Origin of the sequence: Streptomyces spinosus, from assembly GCF_020400655.1 — a bacterium.
Classification (GTDB): domain Bacteria; phylum Actinomycetota; class Actinomycetes; order Streptomycetales; family Streptomycetaceae; genus Streptomyces; species Streptomyces argyrophylli.
On the sequence record NZ_JAINRC010000016.1, the window covers coordinates 163,454 to 185,115 of the forward strand.

At 73.6% G+C, this 21,662-nt stretch carries 20 protein-coding genes; 9 read left to right on the forward strand and 11 right to left on the reverse strand.

Going from position 1 to position 21,662, the window contains the following annotated elements:
• The first annotated feature begins 190 nt into the window (after positions 1-190).
• Entirely contained in the window at positions 191-2,029 is a 1,839-nt protein-coding gene (locus LG395_RS29290; protein ID WP_225811772.1) for an HSP90 family protein, read from the forward strand.
• On the forward strand, positions 2,026-5,295 hold the full coding sequence (locus LG395_RS29295; RefSeq protein ID WP_225811773.1) for a tetratricopeptide repeat protein: 3,270 nt from the start codon (positions 2,026-2,028) through the stop codon (positions 5,293-5,295). The genes LG395_RS29290 and LG395_RS29295 overlap by 4 nt, the downstream gene beginning before the upstream one ends.
• A gap of 13 nt (positions 5,296-5,308) precedes the next feature.
• Here the strand turns inward: LG395_RS29295 and LG395_RS29300 are convergent, their stop codons facing one another.
• A complete protein-coding gene (locus tag LG395_RS29300) occupies positions 5,309-7,090 on the reverse strand; it encodes a DAK2 domain-containing protein (protein WP_225811774.1) in 1,782 nt (593 codons plus the stop codon).
• A gap of 258 nt (positions 7,091-7,348) precedes the next feature.
• On the opposite strand from LG395_RS29300, the gene rpmB reads away from it, so the two are divergent.
• The gene (gene rpmB, locus LG395_RS29305; RefSeq protein ID WP_003993230.1) at positions 7,349-7,534 is read left to right on the forward strand and encodes a 50S ribosomal protein L28; all 186 of its coding nucleotides are present in this window, start codon (positions 7,349-7,351) and stop codon (positions 7,532-7,534) included.
• A gap of 843 nt (positions 7,535-8,377) precedes the next feature.
• Here the strand turns inward: rpmB and thiD are convergent.
• Complete coding sequence (gene thiD / locus LG395_RS29315) at positions 8,378-9,172, reverse strand: bifunctional hydroxymethylpyrimidine kinase/phosphomethylpyrimidine kinase (protein ID WP_225811775.1); 795 nt, start codon at positions 9,170-9,172, stop codon at positions 8,378-8,380.
• Positions 9,169-10,134, reverse strand: coding sequence for a thiamine-phosphate kinase (locus tag LG395_RS29320; RefSeq protein WP_103811195.1), 966 nt, complete (start codon positions 10,132-10,134; stop codon positions 9,169-9,171). The genes thiD and LG395_RS29320 overlap by 4 nt, the downstream gene beginning before the upstream one ends.
• Before the next feature lie 204 nt (positions 10,135-10,338).
• On the opposite strand from LG395_RS29320, the gene LG395_RS29325 reads away from it, so the two are divergent.
• The gene (locus tag LG395_RS29325) at positions 10,339-10,572 is read left to right on the forward strand and encodes an Lrp/AsnC family transcriptional regulator (protein ID WP_030649166.1); all 234 of its coding nucleotides are present in this window, start codon (positions 10,339-10,341) and stop codon (positions 10,570-10,572) included.
• A 20-nt stretch (positions 10,573-10,592) separates the two neighbouring features.
• Positions 10,593-11,111 (forward strand): DUF3515 domain-containing protein, encoded by a 519-nt coding sequence (locus LG395_RS29330; protein ID WP_225811776.1) that lies wholly within the window; start codon positions 10,593-10,595, stop codon positions 11,109-11,111.
• 12 nt (positions 11,112-11,123) lie between these two features.
• Here LG395_RS29330 and LG395_RS29335 read toward each other — a convergent pair whose 3' ends face one another.
• From LG395_RS29335 to LG395_RS29345, 3 genes are all read right to left on the reverse strand, one after another.
• Positions 11,124-12,281, reverse strand: coding sequence for a D-alanine--D-alanine ligase family protein (locus LG395_RS29335; RefSeq protein WP_225811777.1), 1,158 nt, complete (start codon positions 12,279-12,281; stop codon positions 11,124-11,126).
• 767 nt (positions 12,282-13,048) lie between these two features.
• Positions 13,049-14,059, reverse strand: a complete 1,011-nt coding sequence (locus tag LG395_RS29340) for an NAD(P)H-dependent glycerol-3-phosphate dehydrogenase (protein WP_225811778.1) — start codon at positions 14,057-14,059, stop codon at positions 13,049-13,051.
• Positions 14,056-14,826, reverse strand: coding sequence for a lysophospholipid acyltransferase family protein (locus tag LG395_RS29345; protein ID WP_225811779.1), 771 nt, complete (start codon positions 14,824-14,826; stop codon positions 14,056-14,058). The genes LG395_RS29340 and LG395_RS29345 overlap by 4 nt, the downstream gene beginning before the upstream one ends.
• Before the next feature lie 153 nt (positions 14,827-14,979).
• Between LG395_RS29345 and cofC the strand changes: the two genes are divergently transcribed.
• Together cofC and LG395_RS29355 are read left to right on the forward strand one after the other, a co-directional pair.
• Positions 14,980-15,618 carry a 2-phospho-L-lactate guanylyltransferase gene (gene cofC, locus LG395_RS29350; protein WP_225811780.1) on the forward strand — a complete coding sequence of 213 codons (639 nt, stop codon included), beginning with the start codon at positions 14,980-14,982 and terminating at the stop codon, positions 15,616-15,618.
• A 131-nt stretch (positions 15,619-15,749) separates the two neighbouring features.
• Positions 15,750-15,953 carry a hypothetical protein gene (locus LG395_RS29355; protein WP_225811781.1) on the forward strand — a complete coding sequence of 68 codons (204 nt, stop codon included), beginning with the start codon at positions 15,750-15,752 and terminating at the stop codon, positions 15,951-15,953.
• A 70-nt stretch (positions 15,954-16,023) separates the two neighbouring features.
• Here LG395_RS29355 and LG395_RS29360 read toward each other — a convergent pair whose 3' ends face one another.
• The 4 genes from LG395_RS29360 to leuC form a co-directional block, all read right to left on the reverse strand.
• Positions 16,024-16,686, reverse strand: coding sequence for an HU family DNA-binding protein (locus tag LG395_RS29360; protein WP_171152487.1), 663 nt, complete (start codon positions 16,684-16,686; stop codon positions 16,024-16,026).
• Positions 16,687-16,822: 136 nt separating this feature from the next.
• Positions 16,823-17,053, reverse strand: a complete 231-nt coding sequence (locus LG395_RS29365) for an SCO5555 family protein (protein WP_171152489.1) — start codon at positions 17,051-17,053, stop codon at positions 16,823-16,825.
• 272 nt (positions 17,054-17,325) lie between these two features.
• Positions 17,326-17,919 carry a 3-isopropylmalate dehydratase small subunit gene (leuD, locus tag LG395_RS29370; RefSeq protein WP_171152490.1) on the reverse strand — a complete coding sequence of 198 codons (594 nt, stop codon included), beginning with the start codon at positions 17,917-17,919 and terminating at the stop codon, positions 17,326-17,328.
• Between the two features lie 5 nt (positions 17,920-17,924).
• Positions 17,925-19,343, reverse strand: coding sequence for a 3-isopropylmalate dehydratase large subunit (gene leuC / locus LG395_RS29375; RefSeq protein ID WP_171152492.1), 1,419 nt, complete (start codon positions 19,341-19,343; stop codon positions 17,925-17,927).
• Positions 19,344-19,551: 208 nt separating this feature from the next.
• On the opposite strand from leuC, the gene ndgR reads away from it, so the two are divergent.
• Positions 19,552-20,268: an IclR family transcriptional regulator NdgR gene (gene ndgR, locus LG395_RS29380; RefSeq protein WP_014675221.1), complete on the forward strand. Its 717-nt coding sequence runs from the start codon at positions 19,552-19,554 to the stop codon at positions 20,266-20,268.
• A gap of 89 nt (positions 20,269-20,357) precedes the next feature.
• Here ndgR and LG395_RS29385 read toward each other — a convergent pair whose 3' ends face one another.
• Positions 20,358-20,855 carry a DUF4188 domain-containing protein gene (locus LG395_RS29385; RefSeq protein ID WP_225811782.1) on the reverse strand — a complete coding sequence of 166 codons (498 nt, stop codon included), beginning with the start codon at positions 20,853-20,855 and terminating at the stop codon, positions 20,358-20,360.
• A gap of 80 nt (positions 20,856-20,935) precedes the next feature.
• Here LG395_RS29385 and LG395_RS29390 point away from each other — a divergent pair, with 80 nt between their 5' ends.
• Entirely contained in the window at positions 20,936-21,580 is a 645-nt protein-coding gene (locus LG395_RS29390) for a MerR family transcriptional regulator (RefSeq protein ID WP_171152495.1), read from the forward strand.
• Positions 21,581-21,662: the final 82 nt, after the last annotated feature.

Consider the following 21,662-nt stretch of genomic DNA (forward strand, 5'->3'; position numbering starts at 1 on the left):
ACGCCACTGACAATGCCGTACACCCCGCCCCGCGGATTCCCGGCCGGATGCCGTAAACATCCGGGAAACTCCTGGTCAGACGGGCTACTCCGGCCCTAGGATGGCGCGCTCCGGCCATCCTTCGCGGTCACCGCCCCGCCGGGACCGCCCGACCCCGCGCCGCTCGCACGCCCCTTCCGGCGCAGTGACGATGGACTCCCAGACCTCTCAGGCATCCCAGCCATCCCAGTCGCCCCATCCACCTCACAGTTTCCAGGTCGACCTGCGTGGTCTGGTGGACCTCCTCTCCCATCACCTCTACTCCAGCCCCAAGGTCTATCTGCGCGAACTGCTGCAGAACGCCGTGGACGCCGTCACCGCCCGCCGGGCCGCCGACCCGGACGCCCCGGCGCGGATCCGGCTGTACGCGGCGGACGGCGGGCTGCGGGTGGAGGACACCGGTGTCGGGCTCACCGAAGCGGACGTGCACGGCCTGCTGGCGACCATCGGGCGCAGCTCCAAGCGGGCCGAGGACCTTCAGCAGGCCCGGTCGGACTTCCTCGGGCAGTTCGGCATCGGGCTGCTGGCCTGTTTCGTGGTCGCCGAGCGGATCCGGGTGGTCAGCCGCAGCGCCCGGACGCCCGGGGCCCCGCCGGTGGAGTGGACCGCCCGGGACGACGGCTCGTACACCGTGCGCACGCTGCCCGGCGCCGAGCGGCCCGAGCCGGGCACGACCGTGTACCTGACCGCGCGGGCCGGTGCGGCCGAGTGGCTGGCCCCGGAGCGGGTCCGCGACCTGGCCCGGGACTTCGGCTCCCTGCTGCCGTACGACGTCCGCGCCGGCGACGAGCCCGTCACCGAGCTGCCCGCTCCCTGGGACCGTGCCCACCCCAGCCCGGCAGGCCGCCGGGTGGCGCTGGCCCGGCACTGCCGTGAGCTGTTCGGGTTCACCCCGCTGGACTCCATCGACCTGGACGTGCCGGTGGCCGGGGTCCGCGGGGTGGCGTACGTGCTGCCGTCGGCGGTCAGCCCGGCCCAGCGGGCGACCCACCGTGTGCACCTGAAGGGCATGCTGCTCACCGAGCGGGCCGAACAGCTGCTGCCGGACTGGGCGTTCTTCGTGCGCTGCGTCCTGGACACCGACAGCCTGCGGCCGACCGCCTCGCGCGAGTCGCTGTACGAGGACGAGACGCTGGCCGCCGTGCGGGACGCGCTCGGGGCGCGGATCCGGTCCTGGCTGACCGGGCTCGCCGCCGGTGATCCCGAGCGGCTCGCGGCCTTCCTCGCCGTGCACCACCTGGGCGTGAAGTCCCTCGCCCGGCACGACGCCGGCATGCTGCGCACGATGCTGCCGTGGCTGCCGTTCGAGACGACCGACGGGCAGCTGTCCCTGGAGGAGTTCGCACGAAGGCACCCGGTGGTGCACTTCACGCGGACGGTCGAGGAGTACCGGCAGGTCGCGCCGATCGCGGCCGCCCAGGGCGTCGGCGTGGTCAACGGCGGTTACACGTACGACAGCGAGCTGGTCGAGGCGCTGCCGCGGGTGCGGCCGGGGACGGTGGTCGCCGAGCTGGACGCGGACACCGTGACCGCGCACCTGGACGCGGTGGACCCGGCCGAGGAGCTGGCGCTGTCCGGGTTCCTGGCCGCCGCGCGGGACCGGCTCGACCCGCTGGGCTGTGACGTCGTCCTGCGGGCCTTCCACCCGCTGACCGTGCCCGCGCTGCACCTGGACGACCGGGCCGCCCGGCACGAGCAGGCCCGCGCGGCGGCCGAGGAGCAGGCCGACGACCTGTGGGCGGGGATCCTGGGCTCGCTGCGCGGCAGCGCCCCGCGCGCGCGTCTGGTGCTCAACCACCTCAACCCGCTGGTCCGGCGGATCGGTTCGCTCCGCGACCCGGAGCTGATCGGCACCGCGACCGAGTCGCTGTACGGGCAGGCCCTGCTGATGGCGCAGCGCCCGCTCGGGCCGGCCGACTCGGCGCTGCTCAACCGGGCGTTCATCGGGCTGCTCGCATGGGCGACCCACGGGGAGGAGGACGGACGATGAGCGGGATCACCGACTTCGACGCGCTGCGCCGGGCACTGGCGGAGAACTCCGAGCAGCCGGAGGGCCCGGCCCGCAACGCGCGCGCGGAGCAGCTGCTCGCCGAGGCCGAGAGGCTGGACGTCCCGCTCGCCGTGATCGAGGCGCTCGGACACCAGCTGAAGGTCTACAACTACAGCTCCGAGAAGGACAAGATGTTCGTCCCGTTCGCGCGGCTGCTGCGCATGTGGGACGAGCGGCCCGAGGACTTCGACGCGTACGAGACGCACTCGCTGTACTGGGTCTTCAAGTGGATGTCGGCGGGCATGCTGGACCAGCCGCACATCCCGCTCGCGTCGGTGGAGAAGTGGCTCGGCGAGATGGAGCACCGCTACCGGCTCGCCGGGCACTCGGAACGGGCCGTGCGCAGTGCCGAGTTCAGCGTGGCCGCGCACATCGGGGACCTCGCGCGCGCGGAGCGGGCGTACGCGGCGTGGCTGGCCGCCGACCGGGACCCGATGGCCGACTGTCACGCCTGCGAGCTGCACGGACAGGGCGTCTGGCAGGTGCGGTGCGGACGCGACGCCGAGGCGCTCGAACTGTGGCGGCCGGTGCTGGAGGGCGAGTTCGCGTGCGCCCACGAGCCGCACAACGTGCTCGCCTCCTCGCTGGCCCCGCTGCTGCGGCTGGGGCGCGTGGAGGAGGCCCGCGCGCACCATCTGCGGGGCTTCCGGCTGGTGCGGTCCATGGAGAGCATGCGGGGCGCGTACGCCGACCACGTGGAGTTCTGCGCGCTGACCGGGAACGAGGCGCGCGCTCTGGAGCTGCTGGCGGAGCGGCCGGCGTACTTCACGGACACCGGGCAGCCGCGCAGCCGGCTGGACTTCCTGGCCGTGGTGACGCTGCTGACGGACCGGCTGACCGAGCTGGGGCACGGCGGGCAGCGGGTGCCGGGGCCGGCCGGGCGGGCCTGGACCGCGCGGGAACTCGCCGCGCACGCGCGTGCGGAGGCGACGGAGCTCGCCGAGCGGTTCGACCGGCGCAACGGCACGTCCGCCGTCGGCGACCGCGTCCGCGCGCGGATGGCCCAGCGTCCGCTGGTGGACCGCCTCCCGCTGGGCGTGCGTACGATGCGTGCCGCGCCGGCGCCGGCGCCCGCGGTCGCCCCCTCGGCGCCGGCGGCAGCCGCCGGACCGGACCTGCCCGCCCTGCTCGCCGAGGCGCGGCGCCTGTCGGACACCCTGCGGCCGCAGGCCCTGGAGGCCTGGGCGGCGGTCGCACGGGCCGCGCCGGACGGCGCCGCCCTCACGGCACGCGACCGCGCGGAGGTCACCGACCACGAGGCGATGGCCCGTGGGCCGGAGGGAATCGCTCTGTTCGAGCGGGCCGCGGCCCTGTACGCGGAGGCGGGCGACCCCGGCGAGGCCCTGGCGGCCCGTGCGCGTGGAGCCCACATCCGCGCCCTGACGGGTGAGCTGGACGCGGCCCTCACCACGGTCACGTCCCTGTACGACGAGGTCCTCGCCCTGTACGCCGACGAGGCCACCGGAGTACGCCAGACGGCGTCGGTGGCCATGAGCCGGGCCCGGGTACTGATGCGCCGGGTGCACGAGGCGGCGGGCGGGGACGGCGGGGACGGCGGGGAGTCCGAGCGGTCCGCCAGTACGGGCTCCGGCGAGGCCGGGCGGCCCGTCCCGGAGACGGAGGAGGCCGCGGCGGGCGTCGGCGGGGCCTGCGCCGACGCCGGCGAGGCGGGCGGCACGGAGACCCCGGCGGACACCGCAGAGGCCGCGGCGGCCGGCGGGTGGACTCCCGCCGACGCCGGCGAGGCCGGGAGGAACGGGGCGGAGTCCGGGGACGACGGCATCGCGGACGCCGACCGGACCGTCACCGGTGCGGGGCCGGCCGGCGCGGGCTCCGGGGTGACCGGTGCCGGGCGGGCCGTCGCGGAGGCCGAGGCAGCCGCGCGGGAGGTGCTGGCGCTCGTCGACGGGCGTGGTGACGACGACGTGCGGTTGGCGGCGCGGGGCGCGGAGGCGTGGGCCATGCTCGGCGAGTTGGCCGGGGTGACCGGCGACGCCGGGCGGGCGGCGGAGTCGTTCCGGCGGGCCGCCGACGCGTACGTGGGAGCCGGGCTCGCCTGGTTCGCGGTGGAGTACCAGGTGCAGGTCGCCGCCCTGGCCCACCAGGCCGGTGATCCGGCCGGCGCCGAGCGGGCGCTGCGGGCGGCCCTGGAGCACGGCGCGCCGTACGTGGAGCCGGTCGGCCGGGCCCAGTTGCACCTGCAGCTCGCCGAGGTGCTCGGTGGCCGGGACGCGCCCGGTGAGGCGGCCGAGCACGCGCTGGAAGCCGCTCACTGGGCCGACGAGGCCGGTGAGAGCGGCACCCTGGGCGCCTGGGCACGGCAGCAGCTCGGCGGTTTCCTGCTGCGCCGGGGCCGGTACGCGGAGGCCGCCGAGGTGCTGGAGTCCGCGCTGGCCGACCTCGGCGCCGACACCCACGGCGACGGGACGGTCGTCCAGGCCCGCTGGTGGCTCGGGGACTGCCTGGACGCGCTGGGCGAGCACCGGGCCGCCGCCGAGCAGCGGCTCAAGGCCGCCGACCTCGCCCGGCACTGGCCCGAGCAGCAGGACCACGCCACGCTCGCCCACCTCGCCGCCGAGTCACTGGGCAACGCCGGGCTGGCGGCGGAGGCCGACCGCGCGTACGCGCGCGCGGGCGAGCTGTGGCACGCGCTCGGCAACATCCCGTTCCTGGTCCGCTCGCTGCGCGCCCGCGCCTGGCTCGCCCTCGACGGTGGGCCGGGGGCCGCGGACGCCCGCGCGCTGATGAGCCGAGCGGTACGGGAGTGCGAGACCGCGCTGGCGGCGGCCGAGGAGGCGGCGGACCGGGAGGAGCTGGCCGCCGAACTGGGCGGTACCCACCGGCAGTTCGCGGAGCTGCTGGTCCGCTCGGCGGCCGGAGAGGACGCAGAGTCCGGGGAGGACGCGGATCCGGCGGCCGGGGACGCGTTCGAGGCGGCGCTGGAGCAGATGACCCGGGCCGTCGCGGTGTTCGCGACGCTCGGCGCGGCCGGACTGCACCACCGTACCGGCGCGGAACTGGCCGCGGGCCGGCTGGAGGCGGACCTCGGCCGTCCGGCGCGGGCGGCGGCACGCGCGCGCGGGGTGCTCGCGGTCTACGAGGGCGCGGCCGAGGGGGACGACACGGCCCGGGCCCGGCGGGAGGAGGCGGCACAGTTGCTGGAGGCGGCACAAGGGCTGGAAGGACAGGACGCCGAACGGGGCTGAGCCGTCCCCGCCCTCACTCCACGCCGATGAGCAGCAGGGCCCCCTGCCGGCCGCCCCGGTACACCACCGTGTCCACGGCCAGGTAGGACTCCCGTACGCGTGCCTCCAGCTGTGCGGCGGCGGTCCCGGGTGCCTCGTCGCCGACGACGAGCGTGACCAGTTCGCCGCCCGCCTGGAGCATGCGGTCGAGGACGGTGCGGGCGGTGGCGGTGACGTCCGTGCCGATCACCGCGACGTCGCCGTCGATCAGGCCGAGCACGTCCCCGGCCTGGCAGACGCCGGCCGTCGTCCAGGACTGGCGCTCGGCGACGACGACCTCGGCGTACCGGGTGGCACCCGCCGCCGAGGTCATCTGGACGACGTCCTCGTCGAACCGGCGCCCCGGCTCGTGCACCGCGAGCGCGGCGATGCCCTGGACCGCCGAGCGGGTCGGGATGAGGGCCACGCGGATGCCCTCGGTGCGGGCCTGTTCGGCCGCGGCGGCGGCCGTGTGGCGCAGGTCGGCGTCGTTGGGCAGCAGCACGACCTCCCGCGCGTGGGCCCGCCGTACCGCCTGCACCAGCTCTCCGCTGGCGGGCGGCTCGCCGGGGCGCGCGAGGACGGTGGTCGCGCCCGACTCGGCGTACAGCGCGGCCAGCCCCTCGCCCGGTACGACGGCGACGACCGCCCGCTGCGCCCGCTCGCGCGGCGGGCGCTCGCGGCCGGTGCGCACGTCGCCGAGCCCGAAGTGGGTGATCCGGATGCGGTACGGCCGCCCGGCCTCCACGCCGGCCTCCACGGCGGCACCGGCGTCGTCGACGTGCACGTGGACGTTCCACAGCCCGTCGCCGCCGACCACGACCAGGGAGTCCCCGAGGGCGTCGAGCCGCGCGCGCAGCCGGGCCACGGCCGCGTCGTCGGCCTCCAGGAGATAGAGCACCTCGAAGGCCGGTCCGCCGGGTGCGGCGGCGTCGGCGCACCGCTCGGGGGCCGCCGCGCGCGCGTGCGTGCGCGTGTGTCCGTCGGGAGCGGAGGCGGACACGGACACGGGTGCGGACACGGCTGCCTGGGGCTGCGGGATCTCCAGCCGCAGGGGCTCATGGGCCGCAGGCCCATGAGCCGGGACGTCACGTACCGGAAGTTCGCGCACCGGCTCCCGTACCGCCTCCCCCGTGAACGCCTCCACCAGCGCCCCCAGCACCGCCACCAGCCCCCGGCCGCCCGCGTCGACCACGCCGGCCCGTTCCAGCACGGCCAGCTGGGCCGGGGTCGCCGCGAGGGCCGTCCGCGCTCCCTCGTAGGCGGCCCGCGCGACCGTCCGGCAGTCCCCGTCGGCTCCCTCGGCGGCGTCGGCGGCGGCCGAGGCGACCGTGAGCACCGTGCCCTCGACGGGGTGGGCCACGGCCTGCCGGGCGGAGTCGGCGGCCCGGCGCAGGGCCAGCCGCAGTCCGGGGCCGTCGACGTGAGAGGCGTCACCGTCGTCCGCGAGCACCTGCGCCATCCCGCGCAGCAGCTGCGCGAGGATCGTCCCCGAGTTGCCCCGGGCCCCGATCAGCGCGCCGTGGGCCATGGCCCGGACGGCGTCCGCGAGCGCGGGCTCCCCCGAGCCGGTCTCGTACCCGGCGAACACCGCCTCGACGGCCGTCGCCGCCGACTCCACGGTCAGGTACAGGTTGGTCCCGGTGTCGCCGTCCGCCACCGGATAGACGTTGATCGCGTCGATCTCCTCCCGGGCCCTCCCCAGGGCCCGGAGCGCCAGACCGCACCAGGTGCGCACCGCGAGAGCATCGAGGAACGTCTGCGGCACCTGCGTCACCTGCGCCTCCTTGAGCTGGCTCGACGTGGGACGCAGCGTAGACCCCGGACCGGGGCCCTCCGGAAGAGGGCCGGGCCGGGGGCCCTCGCTGCCATGGTAGTTTCGTTGTACGGGCGCAGCCGTTGTATGCTGCTCCGGTTGCCCGATCCGATCGGGCCATTCCCCTGGCAGCGCCACTCAAGATTCGGGCCTTATAGGATCTCGATCCCGGCATGCCGGGATCAACCGTAAGTGCATCTGAAGTCTTTGGAGTGACCCGTGGCTGCCAACTGCGACGTCTGCGGCAAGGGGCCGGGCTTCGGCAACAACATCTCGCACTCGCACCGCCGTACGTCCCGCCGCTGGAACCCGAACATCCAGCGTGTGCGTACCGTGGTCGGCGGGACGCCGAAGCGCGTGAACGCCTGCACCTCGTGCATCAAGGCCGGCAAGGTCTCGCGCTGACGCAACATCCCCCAGTCTCGACTCCGCTCGAGCGGGGGGACCCCCATCCGCGCGCGGCCACTGCCTGGTTCGCTGCACTGAGCCGGTCCACCTCCGGGTGGGCCGGCTTTTTGCCGTACCCGGCGGGCGGGCGCGCCTGCCACGATCCACGGAACGCGCTTCGGCACCCTGTGCCCGGCCGGGATGAGCACCGGTGACGGTGCCCCCTCTCGGCCCCGGTGTCCCCGCCCCCGCGCCCTGCTCAGGCCGCTGCTCGACGCCGGCCGCGCGGTGTCCGGGGAGCGCCTGCCGGAGGGCCTGTACGGCGCGGCGCCGCCCGCCGGGGCGCCGGGCACGCTCCCGTCCCGGGTCTCCCGCCTGCGCCGGCCTCTCGCGCCGCACGCCCGCGTCGACACAGGCCCGCGTCGCCGCACGCCCCGCCGGCGCGCCCTCGCCGTCGACCCCATGCTCAGACGCCATCGCCCGAATTCACGTCGACCGTCTCGTCAGGGGCAGGGTGGCGCTGCCCGGGGACGCCGGGTACGGGGCGACGAGGGGCGGCACGGGCACGGGCCTGGCAATCGTCGGCGCCCATGTCCTCGCCGGTGAGCAGGCCCTGGCGGGCGCGGCGGCCACCGGGGCGCGCCGGCCGCCTGCGCTAACCGAGTCCGGGACTTCGCCGGGGGCTGCCGGAAGGTCTCCGGCAACGCGGGGCCGTCCTTCGCCCCGCCCACCGAGCGGCGCATCCACGACCGGGACCGGTTGTACCGGCTGCCCGGGTCCCGGCCGCCGGCCGGCTCCTTCAAGCGGCTGACGGAGAGGCGGCGACCGCCATCGAACCGCCGGCCCGCCCCGCACGAGCCCTCAGCGGGCGTCCCGCCGCAGCGCCCACCCGTGGTCCACGGGCCCGATCCCCGCGCCGAGGGCGAACCCGGCGGCGATGGCCCCGGTGACGTACTCCTTGGCCGCCGCGACCGCCTCCGGCACGGACCGGCCCCTGGCCAGGCCGCAGGCGATGGCGGAGGCGAGGGTGCAGCCGGTGCCGTGCGTGTGCCGGTTGTCGTGGCGCGGTGCCCGCAGCAGGTGGACCTCGGAGCCGTCGGTGAGCAGGTCCACGGCGTCGCCCGCCAGGTGTCCGCCCTTGATCAGCACCCAGCGGGGCCCGAACTCCAGCACGGCCGCGGCGGCCCGTCGCAGATCGTCCTCCGACTCGACGCGCACGCCGGTCAGTTGGGCCACCTCGTCCAGGTTCGGGGTGGCCACGGTCGCCACCGGCAGCAGCCTCGTCCGTACGGCGTCCAGGGCGGAGGGGGCCAGCAGCGGGTCGCCGTGCTTGGAGACGCCGACCGGGTCGACCACGGCCGGCGCGTCCGTGCCGGAGATCAACTCGGCGACCGCCTCGACCAGTTCGGCGGAGGCCAGCATGCCGGTCTTCACGGCCTGGACGCCGATGTCGTCCACGACACTGCGGTACTGGGCCCGGACCGCCTCCACGGGCAGCTCCCAGGCGCCCTGCACCCCGACGGAGTTCTGCGCGGTCACCGCGGTGAGCACGCTCATGCCGTGCACGCCGAGCGCGAGCATCGTCTTCAGGTCGGCCTGGACACCGGCGCCGCCGCCGGAGTCCGAGCCGGCCACCGTGAGCACCCGGGGGATCACGACTCGATGTCCCCGAAGTGGTCCCAGCCGCCCTTGCTGGTCCAGGGCGCCCCGTCGACGGTCACCTGGGGCAGCGCGGAGGGGTTGAGGACCTCGCCGATGACCTTCCAGCGGGCCGGGAGCTTGGCGTCCGGCGGGAAGGTCGCCACGATCGCGTGGTCCTCTCCCCCGGTCAGCACCCACTGGAGCGGGTCGACGCCGACGGCCTGCCCGATGTCGTTCATCTGCGTCGGGATGTCGATCGCGCCGGAGCGGATGTCGATGCGGACCTTGCTGGCCTCGGCGATGTGCCCGAGGTCGGCGATCAGGCCGTCGCTGACGTCGCACATCGCGGTGGCGCCGAGCGCGGCGGCGGCCGGGCCCGCGTGGTACGGCGGCTCGGGGCGCCGGTGGGCCTCGACGAAGGCGCGGGGCGAGCGGAAACCGCGGGCGAGCACCGCGTACCCGGCCGCGGACCAGCCCAGCCAGCCGGTGACGGCCACGAGGTCGCCGGGCTGGGCGCCCGCGCGCGTGACGGGTTCGTGGTTGCGCAGATCACCGAGGGCGGTGATCGACACCATAATCGTGTCGCCGCGCACGACGTCCCCGCCGACCACGGAGGCGCCGGCGACCTGGCACTCGTCGCGCAGGCCGTCCATCAGCTCGGTCGGCCAGGTGACCGGCAGTTCCGCGGGGACGACCAGACCGAGCAGGAGCGCGGTCGGCACGGCCCCCATGGCGGCGATGTCCGCGAGGTTCTGCGCGGCGGCCTTGCGGCCGACGTCGTAGGCCGTGGACCAGTCGCGGCGGAAGTGCCGGCCCTCCAGCAGGATGTCGGTGCTCGCCACCACCCGCCGGTCGGGCGCGGCGACCACCGCGGCGTCGTCGCCGGGGCCGACCCGGACCGCCGGGGTGGTGGTGAGACGGGAGGTCAGCTCCCGGATGAGCCCGAACTCACCTAGCTCACCCACTGTGCCCTTCATTGCCTCAAGCCCCTTCTGTGCCTTGCCACGCCCGGTCGCGCGTCACCAGTGTCCCCGATACGGTCGAGGTGACCGTCAACTTGCGTCGTGCCTGCACCCTGGCGCGCAAGCCCGGTTCCCGCAGGTCTCCCCTCGGGGAGCGGCGACGCGATACCGTGGCGTTCCTTTTCCCCACATGATCCTCGTGGCCGCCCTGGAGGTTCCGTGGTACAGGCGTACATCCTGATCCAGACGGAGGTCGGCAAGGCGTCGACCGTCGCCGAGACGATCAGCAAGATTCCCGGAGTGCTCCAGGCCGAGGACGTGACCGGGCCGTACGACGTCATCGTGCGGGCCCAGGCCGAGACGGTCGACGAGCTCGGCCGCATGGTGGTCGCGAAGGTCCAGCAAGTGGACGGCATCACGCGCACCCTGACCTGTCCGGTGGTGCATCTGTAGCCCCCGTCTACGCTTGGCCGGTGAACTTCTTCCGTCACCGGCCCCTCGCCCTGCTCGCGCCGGCCCTGCTCGTCGCGGTCGCGGGCTGTTCCACGGCAGACGACAGCACCGTGGCGGTTCCCACCCCTGACGCGCGGACCGCCCCGCTCTGCCGGGACCTGGACAAGGTCCTGCCACGGAAGGTGGACGGTCAGCCGCGCGCCGACCCCGAGCCCCGGTCCGCCTACACGGCGGGCTGGGGAAGCCCGGCGATCATACTGCGCTGCGGCATCGTCCGGCCGCCGAAGATGGTCGATGCCAAGGTGGCACTGGGCGAGGACCCGAACGCGATCGCCGGCGGGGTGAACGGCGTCGAGTGGCTGATGGAGAAGCAGGGCGACGGCACCTGGCGGTTCACCACGTCCAATCGCCGGGCGTACGTGCAGGTGACCCTGCCGAAGAGGCTGTCCGGGCCGGACGACAGCGCCCAGGTGATGACCGACCTGGCGCCGGCCGTGAAGAAGGCGATCCCGAAGGGGATCGCCTCCATGCGCGGATGAGGGCCGAGGGGGTCAGCGCAGCCCCGTCGAGCGGCGCAGCGCCGCCTGCACCAGGCGGTCCACCAGCTCGGGGTAGCTGATCCCGCTCGCCTGCCACATCTGCGGGTACATCGAGATCGGCGTGAAGCCGGGCATGGTGTTGATCTCGTTGATCACGAACGCGCCGTCCTCGGTGAGGAAGAAGTCCGCGCGGACCAGGCCCTCGCAGGAGGCCGCCTCGAACGCCTCGACGGCGAGCCCGCGCACCTCGGCGGTCTGCTCCTCGGTGAGCGGGGCCGGGACGATGCCGGGGGTGGAGTCGATGTACTTGGCCTCGAAGTCGTAGTACGCGTGCGCGTCCGGCGGCGGGATCTCGGCCGGGACGGAGGCGCGCGGGCCGTCCTCGAACTCCAGGACGCCGCACTCGATCTCACGGCCGCGTACGGCCGCCTCGACCAGGATCTTCGGGTCGTGGGACTGCGCCTCGGCGATCGCCTCGTCCAGGCCGGACAGGTCGTCGACCTTCGTGATGCCGATGGACGAGCCCGCGCGCGCGGGCTTCACGAACAGCGGCCAGCCGTGCTCGCCGGCGAAGTCGACGATCCGCTTGCGGGCGGCGGACTCGTCCTGGGCCCACTCGCGGGGCCGGATCACCAGGTACGGGCCGACCTTGAGCCCGTAGGAGGTGAAGATCCGCTTCATGTACTCCTTGTCCTGGCCGACGGCCGAGGCGAGCACGCCGGAGCCGACGTACGGCACTCCGGACAGCTCCAGCAGGCCCTGGAGCGTGCCGTCCTCGCCGTAGGGGCCGTGGAGCACCGGGAAGACCACGTCGACCTCGCCGAGCGCCTTGGGCACGGAGCCGGGCTCGCTGTAGACGACCTCGCGGTTCGCCGGGTCGACGGGGAGCACCACGCCGCCCTCGTGCGATTCCGCCAGCTCGGCCACGCTGGGGGTGCGGCGGTCGGTGATGGCCATCCGCTCCGGCTCGTCGGCCGTCAGCGCCCAGCGGCCGTCCGTGGTGATGCCGATCGGCAGGACGTCGTACTTCGTCCGGTCGATGGCCTTGAGGACGGCGCCGGCGGTGACCACGGAGATCCCGTGTTCGGAACTGCGCCCGCCGAACACGACGGCCACGCGCGGCTTGCGCGACGGCTGCTCAGGGCTCTGGGGAAGGTTCTCGGTGCTCATATCGCGTTGAGAGTACCTGTAGGTAGCGGCCAAGTCAGCGCGCGCTCCCGGGCCGTCGCTCAGCGTCGCACGGACGGTCGCTCAGCGTCGTGCCCGACGCCTCCGAACGGACCGACGCCTCCCCTGACCGGCCGCCGGGACCTCCCCGGGGCCCACCGCTCCCGGGCTCGGCTCCCTTCCGGACGAAGTCTTCCGGCCCCGGCCCGGCCCGGCACTCCCGGCGCCGACGCGACCGGAGCAAGGTCTTGCGGACCCCGGCACCTCCCCGCGCCGACGCGTCCCAAGCCCCCTTGTCCACCGGGTTCGATGCCTCCCCTGCCCCGACGTCTGCGGGCCCGGCGTCCCCCGGGCCCGGCACATCCCAGCCTCGGCATCTCCCGGCGTCGGCGCGTCCGCGGGGCGCATCGTCTCCCGGGCTCACCGCCTCCCCGGACGACGCCTCACGGCCTCGACGCGTCCAGGAGTGACCACCGTCCCGGGCAACGCCTTCGGGCCTCGGCGCCCTCCGGGCCCGGAATCCCACGGCGCCGACACGTTCTCGGGCCAACGCCTCCCGGACTCACCGCTTCCCCGGGCGACGTCTTCCGGCGTCCACGCCTGCGGGCCCGGAATCCCACGGCCTCGACGCACCCCGGCACCCGCACCTCTCCAGGCCCCAACGCCTCCCGGACTCACCGCTTCCCCGGGCGACGTCTTCCGGCCCGGCATCTCCCGGCGCCGGCGCAGGCCCGGGCCCGGCGGCTGTCAGCCCCCGTGTCGGCGCGGGCTCAGTGTCGCTCGGGCTTGGCGCTGCGGGCCATCAGCTCCTTGAGCGCGACGACCGGCGACTTGCCCTCGTGCACGATGCTGACGACCGTCTCGGTGATGGGCATGTCGACACCGTGCCGGCGGGCCAGATCCAGCACGGACTCGCAGGACTTGACGCCCTCGGCGGTCTGCTTGGTGACCGCGATGGTCTCCTCCAGCGTCATGCCCTTGCCGAGGTTGGTGCCGAAGGTGTGGTTGCGGGACAGCGGCGAGGAGCAGGTGGCCACCAGGTCGCCCAGGCCCGCGAGGCCCGAGAAGGTCAGCGGGTCGGCGCCCATCGCGAGCCCTAGCCGGGTGGTCTCGGCTAGGCCACGCGTGATGAGCGAGCCCTTGGCGTTGTCGCCGAGCCCCATGCCGTCGGCGATGCCCACCGCGAGCCCGATGACGTTCTTGACCGCGCCGGCGAGTTCGCAGCCGACCACGTCGGTGTTGGTGTAGGGCCGGAAGTACGGCGTGTGGCAGGCCGCCTGGAGCCGCTGGGCGACCCGCTCGTCGGTGCAGGCCACGACGGCCAGGGCCGGCATGCGGGCGGCGATCTCGCGGGCCAGGTTGGGTCCGGTGACGACCGCGATCCGGTCCGCGCCGACCTTCGCGACGTCCTCGACGACCTCGGTCATCCGCATGGTGGAACCGAGTTCGACGCCCTTCATCAGGGAGACGAGGACGGTGTCCGGAGCGAGCAGCGGGGCCCACTCGGCGAGATTGGCGCGCAGGGTCTGGGAGGGGATGGACAGGACCGTGAAGTCGGCGCCCGTGGCGGCCTCGGCCGGGTCGGTGGTGGCCCGGACGTTCTCGGGGAGTTCGACGCCCGGCAGGTAGTCGGGGTTGATCCGGGTGGTGTTGATCGCCTCCGCGACCTCCGGCCGGCGGGCCCACAGGGTGACCTCGCAGCCGGCGTCGGCGAGCACCATGCCGAAGGCGGTGCCCCACGAGCCGGCGCTGAAGACCGCCACCCTTGCCGGTGCGCTCACTTGCTCTGCCCTTCCACTTGCCGGCCCTCCGTCTGCGCCTGCGTGCGGCGGCGCTGCTCGATCCGCTCGCGGCGCGGGTCGTAGGGCGTCTCGGGCGCCTTCTCGCCCCGGATGACCTCCAGCTGGCGGGTGATGGCCGCCATGATGACCTCGGTGGCCTCCTTCAGCACCTCGGGGGTCATCTCCCGGTCGTAGAAACGGGAGAGGTCCACGGGAGGCCCCGCGAGCACGTGGTGCGTCTTGCGCGGGAAGAGGTTCGGCTTCTTGGCGTACGGCGGCAGCAGTTCGTTGGCGCCCCACTGCGCGACCGGGATGACCGGGCACTTGGTCTGCAGGGCGACCCGGGCGGCGCCGGTCTTGCCGGTCATGGGCCAGCCGTTCGGGTCGCGGGTGAGGGTGCCCTCGGGGTAGAACGCGACGCACTCGCCGCGCTCGACGGCGTCGATCGCGGCCCGGAAGGCGCTGAGGGCGTCCGTGGACTCGCGGTAGACGGGGATCTGCCCGGTGCCGCGCATGGCGGCGCCCACGAATCCCTTCTTGAAAAGCCCGCTCTTCGCCAGGAATCGCGGGACCCGGCCGGTGTTGTACTGATAGTGCGCGTACGCGAAGGGGTCCACGTGGGAATTGTGGTTCACCGCGGTGATAAATCCGCCCTCGGCCGGAATGTGCTCCATTCCACGCCAGTCCCGCTTGATCAGAACCACCAGCGGCGGTTTGCAGATCACCGCGGCGAAGCGGTACCAGAAGCCGATTCTGCGGCGGGACACAAGGACACCTTCCTCTAGGGCTGCAACCCCGGCGGGGGCCGCACAAGTGTGGCCCCGGGCCGCCGGTCTGTCGAGAACACCGTACGCCCCGCCTCCCGCGGCGCCGGATGGCGCGGGGGACAATGAGCGCGACGAGAGAGGGACGGTACGCCGGTGCAGTGGACCTTGGTCATCCCCCTGAAGCCCCTGGCGCGGGCCAAGAGCAGGCTCGCGGACACCGCCGACGACGGGGTGCGGCCGGGCCTGGCACTGGCGTTCGCGCAGGACACGGTGGCCGCGGCGGTGGCATGTCCGGCGGTGTCGGATGTGGCGGTCGTCACGGACGACGAGCTGGCCGGCCGGGAGCTGGCCGCGCTGGGCGCGCGGATCGTGCCGGACACCCCCGGCAGCGGCCTGAACGCGGCGCTGGCGCACGGCGCGGCCGTCGTGCGCGCGGTCCGTCCCGGCGCCGCGGTGGCGGCCCTCAACGCCGATCTGCCGGCCCTGCGTCCGGCGGAACTGTCCCGGGTTCTGGCGACGGCCTCGCAATTCCCCCGCGCTTTTCTCGCGGACGCGGCGGCACTGGGCACGACTTTGCTGGCCGCGGCCGGTGATCGTGAATTGCGGCCGGCGTTCGGCATCGATTCCCGTGCCCGTCACCGGGCCTCCGGCGCGGTGGAACTCGCACTCACGGGGGTGGATTCGGTCCGCCAGGACGTCGACACGGCCGCGGACCTGCGAGCGGCACTCGCACTGGGCGTGGGCCCGCACACGGCGGCGGCGTCGGCGGGACTCCTCATCCCGGGCCCCTGAAGCGGCCCGAAGCGGCGCGAGGCCGTATCGATGCGGCTCCGCCGCACGGGCGCGACCAGCCACGGCGTCCCGCGCTCGACGGGCGTCCGGCGCCCCGGAGGCAGGCCGCCGCAGGCACTACGCTGACCGTCATGCAGGCGACCGCGTACACCTACGACCCCGAGACCCGCAGCGGCCAGGTGCTCCTCGACGACGGCACCCCGGTGCCCTTCGACGCGGCGGCGTTCGACCGGGGCGGACTGCGACTGCTGCGGCCGGGACAGCGGGTGCGGATCGAGACGGAGTCCGAGGGCGGCGGCCTGCGGATCACCCTCGTGACGCTTCAGACCCTCTGACCGTCCTCGCACACACCGCGGGCCGGGCTCCCTGGGGAGTCCGGCCCGGCGCGTGAATGCCCTGGCGGTCTTACGACGTCGCCTTGCGGGCGGTGGTCTTCTTGGCGGTGGTCTTGCGGGCCGGCGACTTCTTCGCCGGGGCCTTCTTGGCGGTGACCTTCTTCGCCGGAGCCTTCTGGGCCGTCGTCTTCTTGGCGGCGGTCTTCGTCGCGGCGGTCTTGGCGGTCGCCGTGGTCTTCTTGGCGGGAGCCTTCTTCGCCGCGGTCTTCTTCGCGGCGGCGGTGGTCTTCTTCGCCGCCGTCTTCTTCGCCGCGGTGCCCGTGGTCTTCTTCGCCGCGCCCGCCGTCTTCTTGGCGGCGGCCTTCTTGCCGACGGCCTTCGCGATGGTGGGCGGCGGGCCGGACAGGCTGCCCTTCGGCGCCTTCTTGACCGCCACCTCGCCCCCGCGGGGGAGCTTCTTCGAACCGCTCACCAGGTCCTTGAAGCCCTGACCGGCGCGGAAGCGTGGCACGGAGGTCTTCTTGACCCGAACCCGCTCGCCCGTCTGAGGGTTGCGCGCGTAGCGGGCGGGGCGGTCCACCTTCTCGAAGGACCCGAAGCCGGTGACAGAGACCCGCTCGCCCGCGACGACCGCGCGGACGATGGCGTCCAGAACATGATCGACAGCGTCAGCGGCCTGCTGGCGGCCGCCCAACTTGTCGGCAATCGCTTCTACGAGCTGCGCCTTGTTCACGTCTTCCCCTTCGGAGACATCGCCAGAACGAAAGTGTTCAAGCTTTTTCGCACGTTAGGCAGATATATACCGCAAATCAAACACGAAACGGGCTTATCACCCTTGTGCCGCAACGGACTCGGCTGTCCCCGACGGTTCAGCGGTCCTCTTCGGGGACCCGGCCCGCGTCGAGGTCCGCCGTGAACCGATCGAGCCGCCTTGCCGCGTCGGCGAGATCGTGCTTGGCCGCGGCCGTAATGACCAGCAGCTTCCGGGTCAGCGCCATCCGTACGCCCTCCGGGACTTGCAGTGCGCGCACCCTGGCGTGCGCTTCCTTGAGCTGGTTCGCGACCGCCGTGTAGAGCTGGAGTTGGCCGTCGTGTTCCATGCACAGATTGTGCCATCTGGGGCGAGTTGTCGCCTGCGCAGGGTGCAACTACCGCCTCAAATGGCCTTCCAGGCACTTGCGGAAGACGCGAACACAGCACTCACCTACCCGGGCAACATCCCTCGTAACGTGGGAAGTTGAACGGACCGGGACAGAGCCGCAGGGCCGTTCGGGTGCAGACATGGCTGTACCCCCAATCGTGGCGATCGGGGGTACGGACGGGGTGTTGAGGTGGCCGAAACCTGACCTTGGCGGGGGCCGGCCGCTCCGGATCAGACCTGGAGCGTCCGCGGCTTGTAGGCGGGCCGTCCGGCCTCGTAGGCGGCGATCTCGTCCTCGTTGCGGAGGGTGAGGGAGATGTCGTCCAGGCCGTTGAGCAGCCGCCAGCGGGAGTTCTCGTCCAGCTCGAAGGGGGCGGTGATGCCCGCCGCGCGCACCTCACGCGCCTCAAGGTCCACAGTGACCTCAGCCGTGGGGTCCGCCTCGACGAGCTCCCACAGCGCGTCGACGATCTTCTGGTCCAAGACGACCGTGAGCAGGCCGTTCTTCAGCGAGTTGCCGCGGAAGATGTCGGCGAAGCGGGAGGAGATCACGGCCTTGAAGCCGTAGTTCTGCAGCGCCCAGACGGCGTGCTCGCGGGAGGAGCCGGTGCCGAAGTCGGGGCCGGCGACCAGGACGGTGGCGCCCTGCCGCTCGGGGCGGTTGAGGATGAATTCGGGGTCCTTGCGCCAGGCCTCGAACAGCCCGTCCTCGAAGCCGTCCCGGGTGACCTTCTTGAGCCAGTGAGCAGGGATGATCTGGTCGGTGTCGACGTTGCTGCGGCGCAGCGGGACGGCCCGGCCGGTGTGGGTGGTGAAGGCTTCCATGATTCTCAGACTCCAGCGGGGACGTCGGTCAGGTCGGCCGGGGAGGCCAGGTGGCCCAGGACGGCGGTGGCTGCCGCGACCTGCGGTGACACCAGGTGGGTACGGCCGCCCTTGCCCTGCCGGCCCTCGAAGTTGCGGTTGGAGGTGGAGGCGGAGCGCTCGCCGGGGGCCAGCTGGTCGGGGTTCATCCCCAGGCACATCGAGCAGCCCGCGTGCCGCCATTCGGCGCCGGCCTCCTTGAAGACCACGTCCAGGCCCTCGGAGACGGCCTGCAGACCCACCCGCGCCGAGCCGGGCACGACCAGCATCCGTACGCCGTCGGCGACTTTGCGGCCCCGCAGCAGGTCGGCGGCGGCGCGCAGGTCCTCGATGCGGCCGTTGGTGCACGAGCCTACGAAGACGGTGTCCACGGTGATGGACCGCAGCGGCTGCCCTGCCTCCAACCCCATGTACTCCAGGGCCTTTTCGGCGGCCAGGCGCTCCGAGGCGTCTTCGTACGAAGCCGGGTCGGGGACGTGCGCCGAAAGCGGCGCGCCCTGACCGGGGTTGGTGCCCCAGGTCACGAACGGCGACAGCTCGGCGGCGTCGATGACGACCTCGGCGTCGAAGACGGCGTCCTCGTCGGTGCGCAGCGTCTTCCAGTACGCGACCGCCGCGTCCCAGTCGGCGCCCTCGGGGGCGTGCGGGCGGCCCTTGAGGTAGGCGAAGGTGGTCTCGTCGGGGGCGATCATGCCCGCGCGGGCGCCGGCCTCGATCGACATGTTGCAGATGGTCATCCGGGCCTCCATCGAGAGCTTCTCGATGGCGGAGCCGCGGTACTCCAGGATGTAGCCCTGACCGCCGCCGGTGCCGATCTTCGCGATGATCGCCAGGATCAGGTCCTTGGCCGTGACGCCCTCGGGCAGCTCGCCGTCGACCGTGATCGCCATGGTCTTCGGGCGGGCCATCGGCAGCGTCTGCGTGGCCAGCACGTGCTCGACCTGCGAGGTGCCGATGCCGAACGCCAGCGCGCCGAACGCGCCGTGCGTGGAGGTGTGCGAGTCACCGCAGACCACGGTGGTGCCGGGCTGGGTCAGGCCCAGCTGCGGGCCGACGACGTGGACGACGCCCTGCTCGACGTCGCCCAGCGGGTGCAGCCGCACCCCGAACTCGGCGCAGTTCTTGCGCAGCGTCTCCAGCTGGGCCCGCGAGACGGGGTCCGCGATGGGCTTGTCGATGTCGAGGGTCGGGGTGTTGTGGTCCTCGGTCGCGATGGTGAGGTCGAGACGGCGCACCCGGCGGCCGTTCTGGCGGAGCCCGTCGAAGGCCTGCGGGCTGGTCACCTCGTGCAGCAGGTGCAGATCGATGTAGAGGAGGTCGGGCTCGCCCTCGGCGCGCCGGACGACATGGTCGTCCCAGACCTTCTCCGCGAGTGTCCTACCCATCGCTTTCCCTCCGGCCGGCAAGCGTCCACCGACCCAACTAGAGATCTTGAGGAGCGGTGGCCTGCCCGTCTCGGGGCCCCTGAACGTCGTGATTCCGGGCGTCCACCGCCAGGCCCGTTCGTCCGCGGGCCGCTGTGTGATTCAAGGGTGGCGCGTTCCACGGAAAATTGAACTTGCGTTTCACAGAGTGAGACGTGAGTATCGTTGCATGGACAACAGTAGCGGCGTCGGCGTTCTGGACAAGGCGGCCCTCGTCCTGAGCGCTCTGGAGTCCGGTCCGGCCACCCTCGCGGGTCTGGTCGGCGCGACCGGACTGGCACGACCCACGGCCCACCGCCTGGCCGTGGCCCTGGAACACCACCGCATGGTGGCACGCGACATGCAGGGCCGGTTCATCCTCGGCCCGCGTCTCGCGGAACTCGCGGCGGCGGCGGGCGAGGACCGCCTGCTCGCGACGGCGGGCCCCGTGCTCACCCACCTCCGTGATGTCACCGGCGAGAGCGCGCAGCTCTACCGTCGCCAGGGTGACATGCGGATCTGTGTGGCCGCGGCGGAACGCCTGTCCGGCCTGCGGGACACCGTCCCGGTCGGCTCCACGCTCACGATGAAGGCGGGCTCCTCCGCGCAGATCCTGCTCGCCTGGGAGGAGCCCGAGCGCCTGCACCGGGGCCTGCAGGGCGCCCGCTTCACGGCGACGGCCCTGTCGGGCGTACGGCGGCGCGGCTGGGCCCAGTCCATCGGCGAGCGCGAGCCGGGCGTCGCGTCCGTCTCCGCGCCCGTGCGCGGCCCCTCCAACCGCGTGGTGGCCGCCGTCTCCGTCTCGGGCCCCATCGAGCGCCTGACCCGCCACCCGGGCCGCATGCACGCCCAGGCGGTCATCGACGCGGCGGGCCGCCTCTCGGAGGCCCTGCGCCGCTCGGGCTGAGAGCGAAGGTACCGCTCCGGCCGGGAAGGGGCCGCCTCAACGCCGCGGCGGCTTCCTCCCGACGGGAGCGGACCCCTCCCCCGTCCCGCCTAGGCGGGCGCGTCACCGCCCGACCGGTAGGCGAACCGGTCCTTCGCGTACCGCCCCCGCTTCTCCAGCGGCACCTGCCCGTGCGCGGCGGCCAGTCCGAACGCCGGCATGTCCCCGTAGACCGCCTCGTAGGACCCCTCCGGCACGACGTACGCCTCGTGCCAGATCCCGACCTGCCCGCGCAGCTTCCCGGCCCGCTCCTTGCGGTTGATCCGGGCCCAGACCTCGTGGTGGAAGGCGTCCGGCGCGGTCGCGTAGGCGTACAGCTTGTCCCTGGACTCCCAGTACTGCACGACGTAGTACGTACGCGGTGACGCCGTCAGCAGCACCTTGGAGAGCAGCCCGCGCGCGGGGTCCTTCTCCAGTTCCCGCAGCATGCGCAGCATCGCGAGCATCGCCGGCAGCCACAGGTGGACGGCGCGGAAGCGGTTGATGCGCATGCCGATCAGCAGGACGACGACGTCGCCCTTCGCGTCGGCGGTCGTACGGGACACCATGACGGCCCCCTCGTCGGTGAGCGGCACTATCCAACGGCTGATGCTTGGATAGTGGCGGTATCCAATGAGGAGCGCAAGAGATGCGGCTCGCCGAACTGAGCAGACGCAGCGGTGTGGCCACCGCGACGATCAAGTACTACCTGCGCGAGGGCCTGTTGCCGCCGGGCCGCCAGATCAACGCGACGACGGCCGACTACGACGAGACGCACCTGCGCCGGCTGCGGCTGGTGCGCGCGATGATCCAGGTCGGCGGGCTCCCGGTGGCCACGGTCCGGGAGGTGCTGCGCCACGTCGACGACGAGTCCCTGGGCCGCACGATCCGGCTGGGCGCGGCCCTGTGGGCGCTGCCGCAGGTGCCGGAGCCGGACGAGGACGACGAGTACGTCCGGGCCGCGCGCCGGGAGGCGGACGAGTTGCTGGACCGGCTGGGCTGGTCGAACGCGAGGCTGCTGACCTCGATCTCCCCCGCGTACCGCTCCCTGGTGGTGGCGGTCGCCGCGTTCCGCAGGCTCGGCTACGACTGGGACGGCGAACTGCTCGTCTCGTACGCCGAGTTGATGCACCGGACGGCCGGACTCGATCTGGACTTCGTGGAGACCCGTCCGTCGGAGGCGGAGAAGGCCGAGACGGCGGTCCTCGGCGCGGTGCTGACCGAACCGATCCTGCAGGCCCTGCGCCGGCTGGCCCAGGAGGAGGAGTCGGCCCGGCGCTACGGCTTCGAGTAGCGCCCGGCCGGCCGGCTTCCCATGTGCGCCCCGCCTGACGCTCGTGCGCTCCCCCGCTCGCCGGCCGCCAGGCCGCACAACA